The sequence below is a fragment of the Chryseobacterium culicis genome (assembly GCF_002979755.1).
Lineage (GTDB): Bacteria > Bacteroidota > Bacteroidia > Flavobacteriales > Weeksellaceae > Chryseobacterium > Chryseobacterium culicis_A.
The window spans coordinates 336519-354085 of record NZ_PCPP01000001.1 but is presented as its reverse complement, the minus strand read 5'-3'; the positions used below and the strand labels follow the sequence as shown (position 1 = coordinate 354085).

16 protein-coding genes are annotated in these 17567 nt (G+C 36.1%); 12 read left to right on the top strand and 4 right to left on the bottom strand.

The window, feature by feature from the left end:
- The first annotated feature begins 7 nt into the window (after nucleotides 1-7).
- The 4 genes from CQ022_RS01725 (at nucleotide 8) to CQ022_RS01710 (ending at nucleotide 4407) form a co-directional block, all read left to right on the top strand.
- The gene (locus tag CQ022_RS01725; RefSeq protein WP_105682641.1) at nucleotides 8-2947 is read left to right on the top strand and encodes a M16 family metallopeptidase; all 2940 of its coding nucleotides are present in this window, start codon (nucleotides 8-10) and stop codon (nucleotides 2945-2947) included.
- A gap of 147 nt (nucleotides 2948-3094) precedes the next feature.
- A complete protein-coding gene (locus CQ022_RS01720; protein WP_034698496.1) occupies nucleotides 3095-3727 on the top strand; it encodes a peroxiredoxin in 633 nt (210 codons plus the stop codon).
- A gap of 123 nt (nucleotides 3728-3850) precedes the next feature.
- Nucleotides 3851-4159, top strand: coding sequence for a thioredoxin family protein (locus CQ022_RS01715; RefSeq protein ID WP_105682642.1), 309 nt, complete (start codon nucleotides 3851-3853; stop codon nucleotides 4157-4159).
- A complete protein-coding gene (locus tag CQ022_RS01710; RefSeq protein ID WP_002980002.1) occupies nucleotides 4159-4407 on the top strand; it encodes a DUF6952 family protein in 249 nt (82 codons plus the stop codon). The genes CQ022_RS01715 and CQ022_RS01710 overlap by 1 nt, the downstream gene beginning before the upstream one ends.
- 952 nt (nucleotides 4408-5359) lie before the next feature.
- Here CQ022_RS01710 and CQ022_RS01700 read toward each other — a convergent pair.
- The 3 genes from CQ022_RS01700 to CQ022_RS01690 are packed head-to-tail and all read right to left on the bottom strand — an operon-like array spanning nucleotide 5360 to nucleotide 7601.
- Nucleotides 5360-6049, bottom strand: coding sequence for a Bax inhibitor-1 family protein (locus CQ022_RS01700; RefSeq protein WP_105682644.1), 690 nt, complete (start codon nucleotides 6047-6049; stop codon nucleotides 5360-5362).
- 32 nt (nucleotides 6050-6081) lie between these two features.
- Nucleotides 6082-6519, bottom strand: a complete 438-nt coding sequence (locus CQ022_RS01695) for a peptidylprolyl isomerase (protein ID WP_228421672.1) — start codon at nucleotides 6517-6519, stop codon at nucleotides 6082-6084.
- Between the two features lie 47 nt (nucleotides 6520-6566).
- On the bottom strand, nucleotides 6567-7601 hold the full coding sequence (locus tag CQ022_RS01690; RefSeq protein ID WP_105682646.1) for an acyl-CoA reductase: 1035 nt from the start codon (nucleotides 7599-7601) through the stop codon (nucleotides 6567-6569).
- A 59-nt stretch (nucleotides 7602-7660) separates the two neighbouring features.
- Here CQ022_RS01690 and CQ022_RS01685 point away from each other — a divergent pair, with 59 nt between their 5' ends.
- From CQ022_RS01685 to CQ022_RS01645, 8 genes are all read left to right on the top strand, one after another.
- On the top strand, nucleotides 7661-8011 hold the full coding sequence (locus CQ022_RS01685; protein ID WP_105682647.1) for a 4Fe-4S binding protein: 351 nt from the start codon (nucleotides 7661-7663) through the stop codon (nucleotides 8009-8011).
- A 111-nt stretch (nucleotides 8012-8122) separates the two neighbouring features.
- A complete protein-coding gene (gene serC, locus CQ022_RS01680; RefSeq protein WP_105682648.1) occupies nucleotides 8123-9187 on the top strand; it encodes a 3-phosphoserine/phosphohydroxythreonine transaminase in 1065 nt (354 codons plus the stop codon).
- Nucleotides 9188-9311: 124 nt separating this feature from the next.
- On the top strand, nucleotides 9312-10277 hold the full coding sequence (locus CQ022_RS01675; RefSeq protein ID WP_105682649.1) for a D-2-hydroxyacid dehydrogenase: 966 nt from the start codon (nucleotides 9312-9314) through the stop codon (nucleotides 10275-10277).
- Between the two features lie 2 nt (nucleotides 10278-10279).
- A complete protein-coding gene (locus CQ022_RS01670; protein ID WP_105682650.1) occupies nucleotides 10280-11524 on the top strand; it encodes a DUF1015 domain-containing protein in 1245 nt (414 codons plus the stop codon).
- Nucleotides 11525-11578: 54 nt separating this feature from the next.
- Nucleotides 11579-12982, top strand: coding sequence for a M28 family peptidase (locus CQ022_RS01665; protein ID WP_105682651.1), 1404 nt, complete (start codon nucleotides 11579-11581; stop codon nucleotides 12980-12982).
- A gap of 2 nt (nucleotides 12983-12984) precedes the next feature.
- Nucleotides 12985-14343, top strand: coding sequence for a M28 family peptidase (locus tag CQ022_RS01660; protein WP_105682652.1), 1359 nt, complete (start codon nucleotides 12985-12987; stop codon nucleotides 14341-14343).
- Between the two features lie 2 nt (nucleotides 14344-14345).
- Nucleotides 14346-15704, top strand: a complete 1359-nt coding sequence (locus CQ022_RS01655; protein WP_105682653.1) for a M20/M25/M40 family metallo-hydrolase — start codon at nucleotides 14346-14348, stop codon at nucleotides 15702-15704.
- A 1088-nt stretch (nucleotides 15705-16792) separates the two neighbouring features.
- The gene (locus CQ022_RS01645) at nucleotides 16793-17023 is read left to right on the top strand and encodes a hypothetical protein (protein WP_123864372.1); all 231 of its coding nucleotides are present in this window, start codon (nucleotides 16793-16795) and stop codon (nucleotides 17021-17023) included.
- A gap of 180 nt (nucleotides 17024-17203) precedes the next feature.
- Here the strand turns inward: CQ022_RS01645 and CQ022_RS01640 are convergent, their stop codons facing one another.
- Nucleotides 17204-17425: a hypothetical protein gene (locus CQ022_RS01640; protein ID WP_105682656.1), complete on the bottom strand. Its 222-nt coding sequence runs from the start codon at nucleotides 17423-17425 to the stop codon at nucleotides 17204-17206.
- Between the last annotated feature and the right edge of the window lie 142 nt (nucleotides 17426-17567).

The following is a 17567-nucleotide window of genomic DNA, read 5'->3' as shown; positions in this document are numbered from 1 at the left end:
GACAGCAATGAATCTGTTAAAAAAACTAACCATCGCTACAAGCATTGCCGCTGCAAGTTTTGCAGGATATGCTTTTGGCCAGGATTTTCAGTGGAAAGAAGCTACTTCTAACGGCTACAAGTACAAATTCGTAACCAATGACCCTACTTCCGCAAGGTATTACACCTTAAAAAACGGATTAACGGTTATTTTGAGCCCTACCAATAAGGACCCGAGAATTCAAACGTATATTGCAACGAAAGCAGGAAGTAAAACCGATCCAGCAGACCACACCGGTCTTGCCCATTATCTGGAACATATGCTTTTCAAAGGAACAAATCAGTTTGGATCTAAAGACTGGGCCAAAGAAAAACCTCTTTTGGACCAGATTGATGCTCTTTACGAAAAGTACAACCAGACTAAGGACGAAGCCAAAAGAAAAGAAATCTACAAAGAAATCGACAGGGTTTCAGGAGAAGCTGCCAAATTTGCAATTGCAAATGAATACGATAAAATGATGGCTGGTATGGGAGCTGACGGAACCAACGCCTTCACCTCTTTTGAACAAACGGTGTATACAGAAGACGTACCATCCAACGTTCTTGACAAATTCCTTGCTGTACAGGCTGAAAGATTCAGAGAACCTGTTCTGAGACTCTTCCACACAGAGCTTGAAGCTGTATATGAAGAAAAAAACAGATCTCTTGATGACGACGGAGATAAAGTTTTTGATACCATGTTTGCCAACCTTTTCCCTAACAACAATTACGGAAAACAAACAACTATCGGAACGATAGAACACTTAAAAAATCCTTCTCTACACGCTATCAGAGAATACTATAACAATTATTATGTTCCCAACAACATGGGAATCATTATGTCCGGAGATTTTAATCCGGATGAAGTAATTGCAAAGATTGACAAGGCTTTCTCGTACATGAAACCTAAGACAATCCCTGAGTATAAAGTAGGACAGGAAAAACCAATTACATCTCCCGTTACAAAAGAAGTGGTAGGTCCTAATCCTGAAAACGTAATGCTTGGTTTCAGATTTCCGGGAGCGTCTACCAAAGATGCAAGAATGCTGAATCTTGTTGGAAATATGTTGACCAACGGACAGGCCGGATTGATCGATCTTGATCTCGTAAAAAAACAAAAATTACTTGGTGCTTACGCAGGGTCTTATGCTTTAAAGGATTATTCAGTTTTACTTTTACAAGGAAAGCCAACGGAAGGACAGTCTTTGGACGAAGTAAAGAATCTTCTTCTTCAGGAAATTGATAAATTAAGAAAAGGAGAATTTTCCGATGATCTGATTCAGTCCATTGTGAACAATGAAAAGAAAGGGATTATTCAGAAGGATGAAAAATATTCGTCAAGAGCAAGTATTCTGATGGATGAATTCACTTCAGATGTTGACCACAAAGCATCGTTGGAATATGTTGATGAAATTTCAAAACTTACGAAAAAGGATATCATGGATTTCGTATCCAAATATCTGCAGAACAACAACTACGTTGCAGTTTACAAAAGAAAAGGAGAAGACAAAAGCATTGTAAAAGTTGATAAACCAACGATCACACCGGTTTCCGTTAACAGAGAAGATCAGTCTCCTTTCTTGAAAAAAATTGACGAAATGCCTGAAAACCCTATCGCTCCGGTATGGTTAAATTACGATAAAGACATCGCTAAAAACAAATTGGCTGATGTGGACGTACTTTCTGTAAAAAATACAGACAATGCCCTGTTCAGAATGTATTATCATTTTGATTCAGGAAAATGGAACAACAAAATCCTTCCATTGGCAGCAGAATATCTTCAGTATTTAGGAACCAAAGACAAATCTTCCGAAATCATCAGTAAGGAATTCTACAAACTTGCCTCAAGCTTCAATGTAAGTGCAGGAAATGAAGAAACTTATGTATCACTGGAAGGTTTAAATGAAAACTTCGGTAAAACGATTGCTTTATTTGAAGATTTGATTAAAAACTGTCAGGCAGACCAGGCTGCTCTTGATGCTTACAAAGTGAGATTGAAGAAAGCCAGAGCAAACGCAAAACAGAATAAAGGAGTAATTATGTCCGGATTGAGAAGCTACGCACAGTATGGCGCTCAAAACCCGTTCAATAATGTGTTGAGCGATGCAGAGCTTGATGCATTAAAAGCAGACGATCTGATCAATGTTCTTCATGACCTGTTTAATTTCAAACATAAAGTATTATACTATGGTCCAAAATCAGGAAACGAAGTGGTGGCAGCTCTGAAACCTGTCCACAAACTTCCTGCAACCCTGAAAGATCTTCCTAAGTCTAAAACTTTTGCTCAGATCCCGACTGATAAGAATAAAGTATTATTTGCTCATTATGACATGGTACAGGCTGAAGTGTTCTGGGTAAGAAACTCTGACTCATACAACCCTTCTACTACTCCTACCGTAAGTTTATTCAATAACTATTTCGGAGGCGGAATGGGATCGATTGTTTTCCAGACGATCAGAGAATCAAAAGCACTGGCTTATTCTACGTATTCTTATTTTGCCCTTCCAAGCAAAAAAACAGACAAGGATATGGTAATGGCTTATGTAGGAACACAGGCAGACAAATTCAATGAGTCTACAACAGCAATGAACGAGCTTTTGACTACCCTTCCAAAATCTGAGCAGTTATTCGAAACTGCGAAAAGCGGATTGAAAAAATCAATTGCTTCTGAAAGAATTACTCAGGACGGAATCATCTTCTCTTATCTGAAATCCCAAAGACTTGGAAACAATTTTGATATGAGAAAGAATGTCTATGAACAGGCACCGAAATTGTCTTTTACAGATATCAATTCGTTCCATGATAAGGAAATGAAAAACAAGAATTACACCTACTGCCTTGTTGCTTCTCAAGATAAAGTGAATGAAGCAGATATGCATAAATTAGGCGAAGTAAAAAAACTTAATTTAACTGAAATATTTGGTTATTAAAATAAACAAAAAGCCCTGATATCAGGGCTTTTTTATTTCACCACGCACTAAAAACAATTATAGATTTTATTTATCAATATTTGTTTGTTCGATAGATGAATCTTTTATATATTTGCATAAGAAATTTAAATATAAAAACAGAAAATTATGTCTTTAGTAGGAAAAAAATTCCCAAATTTAACAATCGACGCAATGTCTGAAATGGGTGACGATCTAAGAATCAACATCCTTGATGAAGCAGTAAACAACCAGCAAAAAGTTCTTTTATTCTGGTACCCTAAAGATTTCACTTTCGTATGCCCTACTGAGCTTCACGCTTTCCAGGAGGCTTTAGGTGAATTCGAAAAAAGAAACACTAAAGTAATCGGTGCATCTTGTGATACTAACGAAGTACACTTCGCATGGTTGAACACACCAAAAGATAACGGAGGAATTGAAGGAGTAACTTACCCACTTTTAGCAGATACTCACAGACAATTGGCTAACACGTTAGGAATTGTTGATCAGGATTTCGAATATGATGAAGATGGAAATGAAGTTTTCACAGGTTCTAACGTAACTTACAGAGCTACTTACCTTATCGACGAAACTGGAAAAATCTTCCACGAAGCGGTAAACGATATGCCTCTAGGAAGAAACGTAAAAGAATTCTTAAGATTGATCGATGCTTACACGCACGTTCAAAAACATGGTGAAGTATGTCCTGCAAACTGGGAAGAAGGAAAAGATGCTATGAAAGCAGACAGAACTTCTACAGCAGAATACTTAGCAAAAAATTAATATCTTAATTTAAATATAACAATGTAACAATCTAACAGTATAACAATTTTAAAAGTTTTTTTGAATTGTTAGATTGGTCAATTTTTAGATTGTTACATTGTTTATTTTTTTAAAAATAAACTTATGTACACAGAATTAACCGAAGATACATTACAAAATATAGTTAACGACAACGAAAAAGTAGTTGTTCAATATGGCGCAACATGGTGCGGAAACTGCAGAATCATGAAGCCAAAATTCAAAAAATTAGCATCTGAAAATGATACTATCCCATTTTTATATGTAGATGCTGAGAAGCTTCCTGAAAGCAGAAAATTAGCAAAAGTAGACAACTTACCTACTTTCGCCATCTTTAAAAACGGAGAATTGGTCAACCAGGTTCAATCTAACCAGGCAGAAAGTTTAATTAACCTTTTTAACGAATTAGCATAATGAAATTACCCGTAATCAGACAGTTTTATCAGAATCAGACTCCTGAAAATCTTGAAAAAACATTAGAAGTACTGGAAAGTTTCTGTGAATTCAGAGGAACAAGCGAAGAAGACTTAAATGTTGCAGGAGAATTAATTACTAACATTTGCGGAGCTTTAGAAGTTCATGCTAATGTACAGAACGGAATGAGTGAAAAAGATGCTTTAAACTCTTTTGCACAAAAGGTTCTAGGGTCAATCGACAAATAATATCTTGCGGTTATTTTTAATCAAAAGATGGTAAAAACACAATATACAATACCTGAGGTTTTCCTCATTACTATACTTTTTTCTATTCTTTAAGAATCTTTTATTTCAACTTAAAATGTACTTCAAAGGACTTTAATCCGTCACATGAAGCTGGAAGTTGTATAAAAAATCTCAGAGAATATCCAATTAAAATCCCGGTGAAAATATCATCAGGATTTTTTGGGTTTACTTCTGAAACCACAAATAACACCAATATTTTTGCACTAATTTCACAAATAGAAGACGTGAAATTCATCCATCAAAATCGCATGCAATCATTTGTGTTAATCTTTGAAATCAGCAGGATACTTATAAGTTTTGGCTAAAGCCGTTGGAAGGTATCTATACAATATAAAACAGGCTAAAGCCCGCTCCTATTGATCTTATTGAATTCATGTTATTCGTGAAAACATTTGCGAACTTTGTATTTGATTTTTCAAAACCACAAGTAACACAAATATTCCTTCACAAATAAATATACGCAAGCATCCGTGTCAATCTGTGGAATCTGTGGGATACTTATAAGTTTCGGATAAAACCTATAGATAATGTTTTTTTAAGTAAACAGACTAAAGCCCTCTCCTATTGAATTCATGTTATTCGTGAAAACATTTGCGAACTTTATATTTAATTTTTCAAAACCACAAGTAACACAAATATTCCTTCACAAATAACACAAATAAATATACGCAAGCATCCGTGTCAATCTGTAGAATCTGTGGGAAACTTATAAGTTTCGGCAAAACCAATAGATAATGGTTTTTTTAAGTAAATGAGCTAAAGCCCGTTCCTATTGAATTCGTGTTATTCGTGAAAACATTTGTGCAATTCGTGTTTAAAAAATCATGTATATAAAAAAATCCCGATGAAGAATCACCGGGACTATTATTTAAAAGCTAAAATAATTTATCAATTAGTTTCTTCTGCTCATCAGAATATTTAGGATATACCAGAACAAAAGCATAATGGAGGCAAAAAGCTGTAATGCTGCTCCAACATACTGGTTGGTACCATATGAATCTTTCAATTTACTAGTCTGATATAAAATGGTAGCCGAAGCAAGGATTACCATCCCTACTGAAAACCACAGCCCAAGGTTAAAACCAAAGATCATTCCTCCAACAATCAGTCCGATTGAAATAAATCCACCGATTACAATGATATTTCTTAAGAAAGAAAAGTCTCTTTTAGAGGTAAATGCTACTGCTGAAATACCCGCAAACATAGCAATTGTTAAGGTCGCAGCCTGGAAAATCACATTAGCTCCCCCTTCAATATTTGTTGCAATAAAAAGCAGCGGCATGAAGATAATCGCTTCCAGCAAGATATAAAATCCTAATCCCAGATACTGAGTGGATTTACTTTGTGAAAGAGACCATTTTGAAGCCAAAACAGAAGCTAACCAGAAAACTCCAATGATCAATAACCAGATATATCTCTGACCAAACATCATTGCAATCAGTTCTGCCGGAACAGTTTTTAATAATATCGTTTCAACTCCAATAAAAGCAAGAATCGATAAAGCAACATGCAAATACGTCTTCTTGTAAAAATTCGCTTTCTCCACATCCGAAGAATGAGCGACTAAAACATCTGTCATCATAGTTAATATTTTTTATTTAATCGAAAATAAGTTTATTTCGCAGGCAATACCCCTAAAATCTTTCCATCATCTTCAAATACAGCTGTAATAGCCTCTTTGGAAGATGATTCTCCTGCATATTTATATTTAATACTCGGATGATTCAAACCATCCATTGTCTTGTAATATCCTGCTTTTAAGATTTCAAGCTTTTTATTGGGATCAATGCCATCTTTAACTTTTTTAAGAACATTGTCCGTTACAATTTCCTTCACTTTCTCAGAAAGCAATCCATCAATAGTCTTACGGTCAGAAGCTTGTAAAGCATCAATAAACTTAAGGAAGTTATCATTATACAAACTGATCTTTTCCTTACTTATACTGGCCTGTTGCTCTTTTTTGGGACTGTTTTCAACCTTTGCACCCGTTACTTTCTGTGCAAAAATCAACTGTCCGCCTACAAGAGCAAGTCCGAGCAATAATTTTCTCATAGTATTCATTTTTGTTCTGGTGAAATAAGTGATGGAAGATACGAAAATCAGACCAGTTCTAAAAATTTCATTGTATCTACATTATCAGCGTAGGTGTCCAGGCCTGGATTTTGTGCTTCACCAAAAGCTATTGCATTCAATCCTACGTCTTCTTTTGCCACTACACATTGAATATTTTCTTCATTTTCTGCAATAAAAGCTTTTACATCATCCAAAGATTCATATCTGCTGAAATTAATTACAGAAAGCGGGCTAAACAGTTTATCATCTTCTTTCAGCATCACAAAATTATTATCCCAGAATTTATCCTGATTTAAAAGATAAACAGCTCGGTTATAGTCATAATTGTTGGCATATTTATTATGATTGATAATATCCTGGAAACCTAGAAAGTTTTCAAACAGTCTGTCAATCACAAAATCTTTCGGAATAAAAATTCTCGTTACATTTCTGCATCCTAATCCAAAATACTGGAAAATATCTTTTGCTAATAACTGCAGTTCCTCATTCGTTTCATCACCCTTCAGCACAGCAACAGAAGTTCTGTTTTTGCGGATAATACTTAAATGATTTTTAAAATAATATTCAAGATATCTCGCAGTATTGTTACTTCCTGTAGCAATAACGGCATCAAAATTTTCTAATTTTTCTACAAATTCAAAAGTTACATTTTCATTAGAAAACGCACTCCATTTCTTTAATAAAAACGGAATTATATACTTGTCCTTTGAAGACAGCTTAATCACAGGAATATGATTGCTCAAAACAACAGAAATCACATCGTGAAACCCTACCAAAGGGATATTTCCGGCTAAAATAAGTCCAACTCTTTTTGAAATTTTAGAGATGGAATAATTTTCAAGCCAGTTTTTGATGTTCTCTTCAGTCAAAAGATCTGTCCATTGCTGTAAAGCAAATTTCTGATTATCAATGGTAAACCACGGATTTTCTATTTCAGATCTTTTTAACAATAATTCAATATCAACATCATCTTCATTGTGATCTTCCGGTTTCTTCGCTAAAAACGCTTTTATATAATCACTTAATTTAATAAGTCCTAAAACTTGATTTTCGGTATTCATAATTACTTTAAAATTGGGGAATATTTTGTAATTTTGTGCAAATTTAAAAAAAATTAGCGATGGCTATTAAAATAACTGATGAATGCATTAACTGCGGGGCTTGCGAACCGGAATGTCCAAATAATGCAATATATGAAGGAGCTGTAGATTGGAAAGCTTCTGACGGAACGGCTCTTCAAGGTACTATTACGATGCCGTCGGGACTTACTGTAGATGCCAACGCTCCACAGGAACCTGTAAGTGATGACGTATACTTCATTGTAACTGATAAATGTACAGAATGTAAAGGATTCCATGAAGAACCTCAGTGTGCTGCTGTATGTCCTGTAGACTGCTGCGTACCTGACGAGGATCACGTAGAATCAGAAGATGCTCTTCTTAATAAAAAAGCATTCTTACACGGCGAATAAAAAAATTCCGTCTCATGATCTGTGAGGCGGCTTTTTTTGACCCAAACTCTCATTTAACCAAAAATAAAGCAGAAGGAATGTAAAATCCGGAAGCATCAAAAAAAATAAAATATGAACAAAAAGCACAACTTCAGCGCAGGACCATGTATTTTACCTCAAGAGGTATTTGAAAAATCAGCACAGGCTATCCTGGACTTTAACGGTATCGGATTGTCTCTTCTTGAAATCTCCCACAGAAGCAAGGATTTCGTTGCTGTAATGGATGAAGCGCGTGCCATTGTAAAAAGATTGATGAATCTTGGGGATGATTATGAAGTACTTTATTTAGGAGGAGGTGCCAGCCTGCAGTTTGCAATGGTTCCTTACAACCTGATGAAAGTAGGTGGAAAAGCAGCTTACCTGGATACAGGAACATGGGCAGCCGGAGCCATCAAAGAAGCAAAAAAAGTAGGAACGGTAGATGTAGTAGGCTCTTCAAAAGAAGAAAACTATTCTTTTATTCCTAAAGACTATACGGTAGGTGCAGAATATGATTATTTCCACTGTACTTCCAACAACACAATCTACGGAACTCAAATGAAATCTTTCCCTGAAGTGGATACCCTGATGGTATGTGATATGAGTTCTGATATTTTCTCAAGACAACTGGATTTCTCCAAGTTTGATCTGATCTATGCCGGTGCTCAAAAGAATATGGGACCTGCAGGAGTTACTTTGGTAGTGATAAAAAAAGAAATCCTTGGTAAAACAGGAAGAGAAAATATGTTTTCTATCCTGGATTATTCTCAGCACATCGCTAAAGAATCCATGTACAATACTCCACCGGTATTCCCTGTATATGCTTCTTTACTTACCCTTCAGTATCTTGAAAAAAACGGAGGAATTGCTGCTGCAGAACAGAGAAATGAAGCCAAAGCCAAGCTTTTATATGATGAAATCGACAGCAATCCGCTATTCGAAACTTTCTGCGTAAAAGAAGACCGTTCATTGATGAATGTTTCTTTCAAAATTACAAATGAAAGCAAGAAAGAAGAATTTGACAATGCATGGAAAGCTGCAGGTATCAGTGGATTAAACGGACACAGAAGCTTAGGCGGATACAGAGCTAGCTTATACAATGCCTTACCTATTGAAAGTGTACAGGTTTTGGTGGATGTAATGAAGTCTATCAAATAAATTAAACATTAAAAAATTCAAAGATTGAAAGAATTAAAGGCAGTTCATTAAAATTTATTAATTTGCGCCCCAGTTTTAAAATGTTGAAATATTTAATTTTTTCAATCTTTAAATCAAATAACTCATGAAAGTTTTAGCAAACGACGGAATTTCAAAAGCAGGAGAAAATGCTCTAAAAGAAGCCGGAATTGAAATTCTGGACAATAGAGTGGCTCAGGATCACGTTATTAATTTTATCAACGATAATAATGTGGATGTTCTTCTGGTAAGAAGTGCAACGAAAGTGAGACAGGATCTGATTGATGCATGCCCGAACCTTAAAATTATCGGAAGAGGCGGTATCGGAATGGACAATATTGATGTGGAATATGCCAAAAGCAAAGGCATTAAAATAATCAATACACCTACCGCATCATCAAAATCAGTGGCAGAATTGGTTTTCGGACATTTCATTTCACTGGCAAGATTCCTTCACGAATCGAACAGACTGATGCCTTTGGAAGGAGAAACTCATTTCAACGCCATGAAAAAGTCATTCAGCAATGCGTATGAACTTTCAGGAAAAACATTAGGAGTAATCGGCTTTGGAAGTATTGGCCAGGAAGTAATCAAAATAGGAATTGCTTTAGGAATGAAAGTTACCGTTCTGACAAGAAGCCCTAAGACAGAAGTTCTTACTCTGAATTTCTTCGATGGACAGTCGGTAAATTTTGAAATCACTTCCACCAATGATATGGATGCATTCCTTAAAGATGCAGATTTCATCAGTATCAATACGCCGAAAACGAATGAGTATATTATAGATACCCCTCAGTTTGAAAAAATGAAAGATGGAGTCTATATTGTAAATACTGCAAGAGGAGGTGTCATTAATGAAGTGACACTGATTGATTTTATCGAGTCAGGAAAAATAGCCGGAGCTGCTTTGGATGTTTTTGAAAACGAACCAAGCCCGGAACTCCCTTTACTGATGAACCCCGCATTATCACTATCCCCTCACGTAGGTGGTAACACAGTGGATGCGCAAGAAAAAATCGGTATCGAACTTGCAGAACAAATTATTAAGCTACAAAAAGAAACTATAAGATAAATATGCCTGTTTTTAAACCTTTCCGTGGAATAAGACCTCATAGAGACTTTGAGAGTACTTTCCCTACCCATCCACTGGATAATTTCACCCAGGAAGAGATTGCAGAGAAAGCTCAAGTTGAAAATACTTACATCAATATGATTAAACCCTATGTTGTAAGTAAATCTAAAGATATTGACCGGAACCTGCGAAAGATCCGTTCTACATTTGAAGAACTTCTGGACGAAAAGAAATTGGTCCAGGACAATTCTGCCTACTATCTTTATGAGCAGATCTATCCTAACAAACAGGTGTTCAGAGGACTTCTGGGATTGGCGAGCATCGAAGATTTCTGGAGTGGAAAAATCAAAAGACATGAAAGTACCATTCCTCAGAAAAAGGAGAAACTGGCGCATTACCTTGAAAAAGTAAATCTTCAGGCAGAACCTGTACTTCTTACCTACCCTGCCAATTCAAAAATTGAATTGCTGATGAACCACGAGGAAAAAAATGTTCCCATTTTCAATCATGTGGATTCTATCGGGATCAGACACAAGATCTGGAGAATAGACAACCGTCTGAAACTACAGCAGTTTAAAGAAGTAATAGATCAGATTGATTCATTCTATATTGCAGACGGACACCACAGAATTGGTTCCACAGCTATAAACGCCAAATACCACAAGGAGAAAAACAAAAAGCATAATGGTACAGAGCTTTACAACTTTGTATACAGCTTTATTGTCTCCAACCAGTCGATTAAGATTCATGACTATAACAGAATCTTACATGACCTGAACGGTATCGCTCCCGAAGATTTCCTGAAGGAACTTGATAAATATTTCCTTATTCATGAAAAAGGAGAAACATCATACTACCCTTCTCAGAAATTCCATATTTCAATGTATATGGATGGGAAGTTCTACTCTCTTCACGTGAAGCACGATCTTCGTTCCAAAGAAATGTCTCTTGACAATCTGGATCACCACCTTCTGGACAAATATATTTTCAAAAACATCCTGAAAATTGAAGATCCGGATAGCTCTGAACTTATTTCTTACGTAAAAGGAACTTCCAATATCAATGGAATCAATATCTTAAAAGAAAAAGTAGACAGCGGTGAAGGTAAAGTTGGTTTCGGAATTTACCCTGTAAGTTTTAATGATATGATTAAAATTTCAGACTTAAAATTAAGTATGCCTCCAAAATGTACATTTATTGAGCCCAAATTAATTACAGCCCTGTTAATGTACGATATGAAACCTTAATAAATTACTATTTTTTCCCTACTTTTATCAACGGAAAAGATAAGTAAATAAAAAATGAAAAAAATATTCATTATACTTCCACTCTTTTTGAGTGGATTTTTATTTTCTCAAAAAAAGCCACAAAAAAATCCGGCAAAAAAAGGTACTGTTGCCAAATTCAATTATCATGATGAGTTCAGAAAAATTTCAGATGAAATTATGACCAATGGTAAGGCTTATAATAATCTCGGAGAACTTACCAAAGGAATAGGATCACGTTTCAGTGCAACTCCAGGCTATGCAAAGGCTGCAGAATGGGCAGAAAAAAAATTCAAGGAAATTGGTATTAATATGATCTGGAGGCAAGAAGCCAAAGCTCCTGTCTGGATCAGAGGAAAAGAATCTTTACAGATAAAATCAGGAAACGGAGACTGGAAAAATATCAGAATGCTGTCCTTTGGAAATTCTGAAGGAACAGGCGGAAAAGATCTGGTGGGCGAAATTGTTTTAATCAATTCCACTTCAGAACTGAACGCAATGTCCATAGGCCAGTTAAAAGACAAAATAGTTTTCGTAAATGTACCTATGGATCCGAAAATCATCAATACCAGTGATTCCTATTTACTAACGGCAAAATCAAAATTAATTTCGGCTTCCGTTATTGCTAAAACAGGCGCAAAAGCATTAATTATACGATCATTAACAACCGCTAATGACGATACTCCTCATGCAAAAATGATTTACTACGAACCAGATGATAAAGTAAAAATACCGGCTTTATCAATTGGGGTAAAATCTGCAGATGAGCTGGAGAAAATAATAAAAAAACAAAAAGTCACGGCTAAGATCAACATGACCGCCGAATCAAAAGGGGATACAACCAATCCCAATATTATTGCTGAAATTCAGGGCAAAAAAGATTCTAAGGTGATTGTTTTAGGTGCCCAGCTTGATTCGTGGGATTTTGGCGAAGGCGCCATTGATGACGGAACAGGAGTTGTGCAGTGTATCGAAGTGTTAAGAACGTTAAAAGCGCTTGGATATGAAAATAACCATACCATCCGCGTGGTCTTGTATGCCAACAGTGAAAACGGAGGACAAGGCCGTGAAATGTATGCTGCTTATGTAAAAAAGAAAGACGAAAAACACGTATTTGCCTTAGGAACAGATGCCGGAGGTTATTCTCCACGAGGGTTTTCGTTAGATATGTCACCTCAAAGAAGAAGATTGGTTTTTCCATGGAAAGAATATTTTCTTCCTTACGGGGTTTATGATTTTGACCAAACAGAGGCTATTCAGGACATCTCACCTTTAAAAAAACTGGACATTCCTTTAGCTGAGCTTGTTGTAGACACCCAAAGATATTTCGACTACCATCATTCCGAACAGGATACTTTCGACAAAGTGAACAAAAGAGAGCTTCTTCTCGGAGCAGTGGCAATGACACAGATGATTTTTATGGTTGATAAAAACTGGTAACAATGAAAAAGATATTAGGAACCTCATTATTGCTTTTTGGAATGGCTGCTTTTGGTCAGTCTAAAGAAGACTCCATCCAATTCAAAAAGATTTCCACTGAAATTCTGAATAATGGTAAAGGATACAATGAATTGAAAGAACTCACCAAAAATATAGGGCATCGTCTAAGTGGTTCTGAAGCCTATGAAAAATCAGTACAATGGGCAGCTCAGAAACTTCGTGATGCCGGAGCTGATAAAGTATGGCTTCAGGAAGTGATGATTCCGGTTTGGGTAAGAGGAAAAGAATCACTCCACATTCAAACTTCTAATGGAAAATGGAAAAGTATGAAAATGCTTTCCCTTGGAAATTCTGAGGGAACGGGAGGAAAAGATCTCTCCGGTGATATTATTATGGTAAAATCATTGGAAGAATATGATCAACTTCCCGCAGAAAAAGTAAAGGGTAAAATTGTATTTTTCAACTACCCTTTTCATCAGGAAAATGTACAGACATTTATTTCTTACCGTGACGCAAGTCCTTACAGAAGAACAGCCGCTTCATTGACCGCTCAAAAAGGAGGTAAATTTGCTATCATCCGGTCGCTTTCTTCTGCTTTCGATGATGTTCCTCATACAGGAAACATGCGTTATGACGAGAACACTTCAAAAATACCGGCCGTCACTATAGGAAATACCTCTGCTGATGAGCTGGAAGTTCTTTTGAAAAGTCAGAAAGTCACTGCTAAACTCAATTCCAACTGTGGAATGAAAGGGGAAAAACGTTCCCACTCCGTGATCGGAGAAATCACAGGCAAAAAAGACCAAAGCGTAATTGTTGTCGGCGGACACCTGGATTCCTGGGATGTAGGTGAAGGCGCTCATGATGACGGAGCCGGAATTGTACAGAGTATTGAAGTATTAAGAACTTTTAAAAAATTAGGAATTCAGAATAATCACACCATCCGTGCTGTTTGTTTTGCCAATGAAGAAAATGGAACAAAAGGAGGCAAACAATATGGTAAAGTTGTCAAAGAAAACAATGAGAAACATCTTTTTGCCATAGAATCGGATGCAGGAGGTTTTTCACCACGGGGAATTTCTCTGGAAATGAATGAACCTCAAAGAAACCAGATCAAAAGCTGGATAAATCTTTTTTTACCTTATGGCGTTTATAATTTTGAAGGTAAATATTCAGGATCAGATATTGCTCCGCTCCACGAAATGGGAGTGCCCACAGCTGAGCTGGTACCCGATCCACAGCGTTATTTCGATATTCACCATACGGAAGAAGACACTTTTGAAAAAGTCAACCGAAGAGAACTGTTACTTGGCTCTGCGGTGATGACACAACTTATTTATATGATTGATAAAAATTGGTAACAATGAAAAAGATATTAGGAACTTCATTATTGCTTTTTGGAATGGCTGCTTTTGGCCAGTCTAAAGAAGACTCCATCCAGTTCAGAAAGATCTCCACAGAAATCCTGAACAACGGAAAAGGATATACAGAGCTCAGAGAGCTTACAAAAAATATAGGCCACCGTTTAAGCGGTTCTGAAGCCTATGAAAAGTCCGTAAAATGGGCAGAACAGAAACTTCGTGATGCCGGAGCTGATAAAGTATGGCTTCAGGAAGTAATGGTTCCGGTATGGGTAAGAGGAAAAGAATCCCTGCACATCCAGGCTTCTAACGGAAAATGGAAAAGCCTTAAAATGCTTTCTCTTGGAAATTCTGAAGGAACCGGAGGAAAAGATATTTCGGGAGAAATCATCATGGTAAAATCTATGGAAGAATATGATAAACTTCCCGCTGAAAAAGTAAAAGATAAAATTGTATTCTTCAACTACCCTTTCAGCCAGTCATTCATAGAGACTTTCAAAGGATACGGTGACGCTGCAAAATACAGAACAACAGCAGCTTCATTAACAGCAAAAAAAGGTGGAAAATTTGCCATCATCAGATCACTCTCTTCTGCCTTTGACGATGTTCCACACACCGGAGCAATGCGCTATGAAGATAAAGTATCTAAAATACCCGCCGTAGCCATCGGAAGCACTACTGCAGATGAACTGGAAGTTTTATTGAAAGGCCAGAAAATCATGGCTAAACTTAATTCCAACTGTGGAATGAAAGGGGAAAAACTTTCCCACTCTGTAATCGGAGAAATCACAGGTAAAAAAGACCAAAGCGTTATTGTGGTAGGCGGACATCTTGATTCCTGGGATGTAGGTGAAGGTGCTCATGATGATGGTGCCGGAATTGTTCAGAGCATTGAAGTATTACGAACTTTTAAAAAGTTAGGATTACAAAATAATCACACCATCAGAGTAGTCTGCTTCGCCAATGAAGAAAACGGTGTAAAAGGCGGAATCCAATACGGTAAAACGGTAAAAGAGAAGAATGAAAAACATCTTTTTGCCATCGAAACAGATGCCGGAGGCTTTGCACCACGAGGAATTGCTCTGGATATGGATGATGCCAAAAGAAATCAGATTAAAAGCTGGTCAAGCCTATTCCTTCCCTATGGAGTTTACAATTTTGAAGAGCGTTTTTCAGGAACGGATCTCTATCCGCTTCACGACATGGGCATTCCTGCAGCTGAACTGATGCCGGATTCTCAACGCTACTTCGATATTCACCACACAGAAGAAGATACTTTTGAAAAAGTGAACCGAAGAGAGCTTTTATTGGGTGCCACCGCTTTGACACAGATTATTTATATGATTGATAAAAACTGGTAAAACACAAAACCGTCTGTAAAGGCGGTTTTTCTTTTTTTAATAGAACACAACTCTTACATTCAATAGGAACGAACCTTAGTCTGTATACCTATATTTTTTATCAATGAATTTCACTTTTCCTATTTGTGAAATTAGTGTAAAGATATTAGTGTTATTAGTGGTTTTAAGATTAAACACAAATATCACAAATGATTTCACAGATAACACAAATTTAATAGGAATAGGCTTTAGTCTGTTTACTTTAAATAAACCCTCATCAATGGCTTTTGCCGAAACTTTATAACCACGGATTTCACAGATTGATATTGATGATTGAGTCTGTGTTTGATGAATGAGTTTCACATCTTTTATTTGTGAAATTAGTGCAAAGATATTTGTGTTATTAGTGGTTTTAAGATTAAACACAAATACCACAAATGATTTCACAGATAACACAAATTTAATAGGAACGTGCTTAGTCTGTTTTACTTTAAATAAACCTCCATCTTCATTTCTAAACTTTTCTGATCGTATTAGAAATATATAAAAAATTTTCACCGTAATATTTTCTACGTTTCAAATTACCAAGCAGGAAAAACAGAAAATTTTTCTTCGTTTAAGGAAATAATAGATAAAAACACGTTTCAACACAGGCTTTATCAATCCCGTGAAACAGAGTGTTGATCGCGAATATATAACTTTGGCATGATATTAGCATGTAAAATATTGAGAAAAAATTAAAAAAACACTAAGGATGAGAAAAGAGGTTTTCTGTGGATTTTCAGTTTTTCCACTGATTCAAGTTCATATCTAGTATATGAATCCTTTTTTTTCTACGATGCCGTACAAGATACGGGTTCGTGATTAATTAACCCCCGTTAGTTTTTCACAGCAATTTTGCACCCCGTATCTAACTGGTATCACAATAACAAAGAATCTTTATTGATTCAAAAAAAACAAAAATTTCCCGGACTTTCAGCCCGGTGTAACGATATAAATAAATGGCAAAGTCATCGTGAACCTTAGCCCAGTAAAGGAATTTATTCTTTTTACCGTGATGATTACGCCTTTATTTTTTAATTAATTGTATAACCCTTAAAATGTTAGTAATGATGAGAGCGTTTTTTGAAATGATTTTTAAGAGAAATGAAGATGCTGCAAAATTGCATATATGGAGCCTACTGTTGGTGTTGAGTTTTGCTGCATTTTCTGTGTTGGTATACGCCACAAAACCAAGCTTTAACAGCTTAATTATATACCTGACGGCATTTGCTGCCTATATCGGGTTTGGCCTTGTATTCATCAGTTCCCTAGCCGGAACAAGTATGAAGAAAAAATAACAAAACATATAACTTTCAATTTATTTTTACTGAAAAAACCGCCCCAAACAGGGCGGTTTTTTGTTTACAATCCTTCCCAATTATTATATCTCCAACAATAACATTCAGTACTTCCAACAAAAAAGCTACCCCCTCCGGAGCAGCTCTGTGATAACAAAGTTATCTTAACATCGTAAAAACTTATTCTTTAAACAGATCCTTCATCATTTCATCAAGGATCTTTTTGGTTTCTTCTTCAATCATATTTCCGGATTTTGCAACCAGTTCTTCTCTGAAAGGTTCACAGCAGGCTTTTATTCCGAAGCCTTCATCTGTTTTTACAAACTCCGGATGCATATTGTGTTCTTTACATACTTCAGATTCTATTTCCTTCTTTATTTGGTCGTAATTCAGATCAAACATATTTTCTATTTTGTTTTTTATAAGTGCAGGATAAAGATAGAGGTAATAAAGCCTTACCGAAATCCGTATTTTTACGGTATTTATGAGCAACAAAAAACCGTCTTTTCCAGGACGGTTTTATTTTAAAGCTAAGGTTACTGCT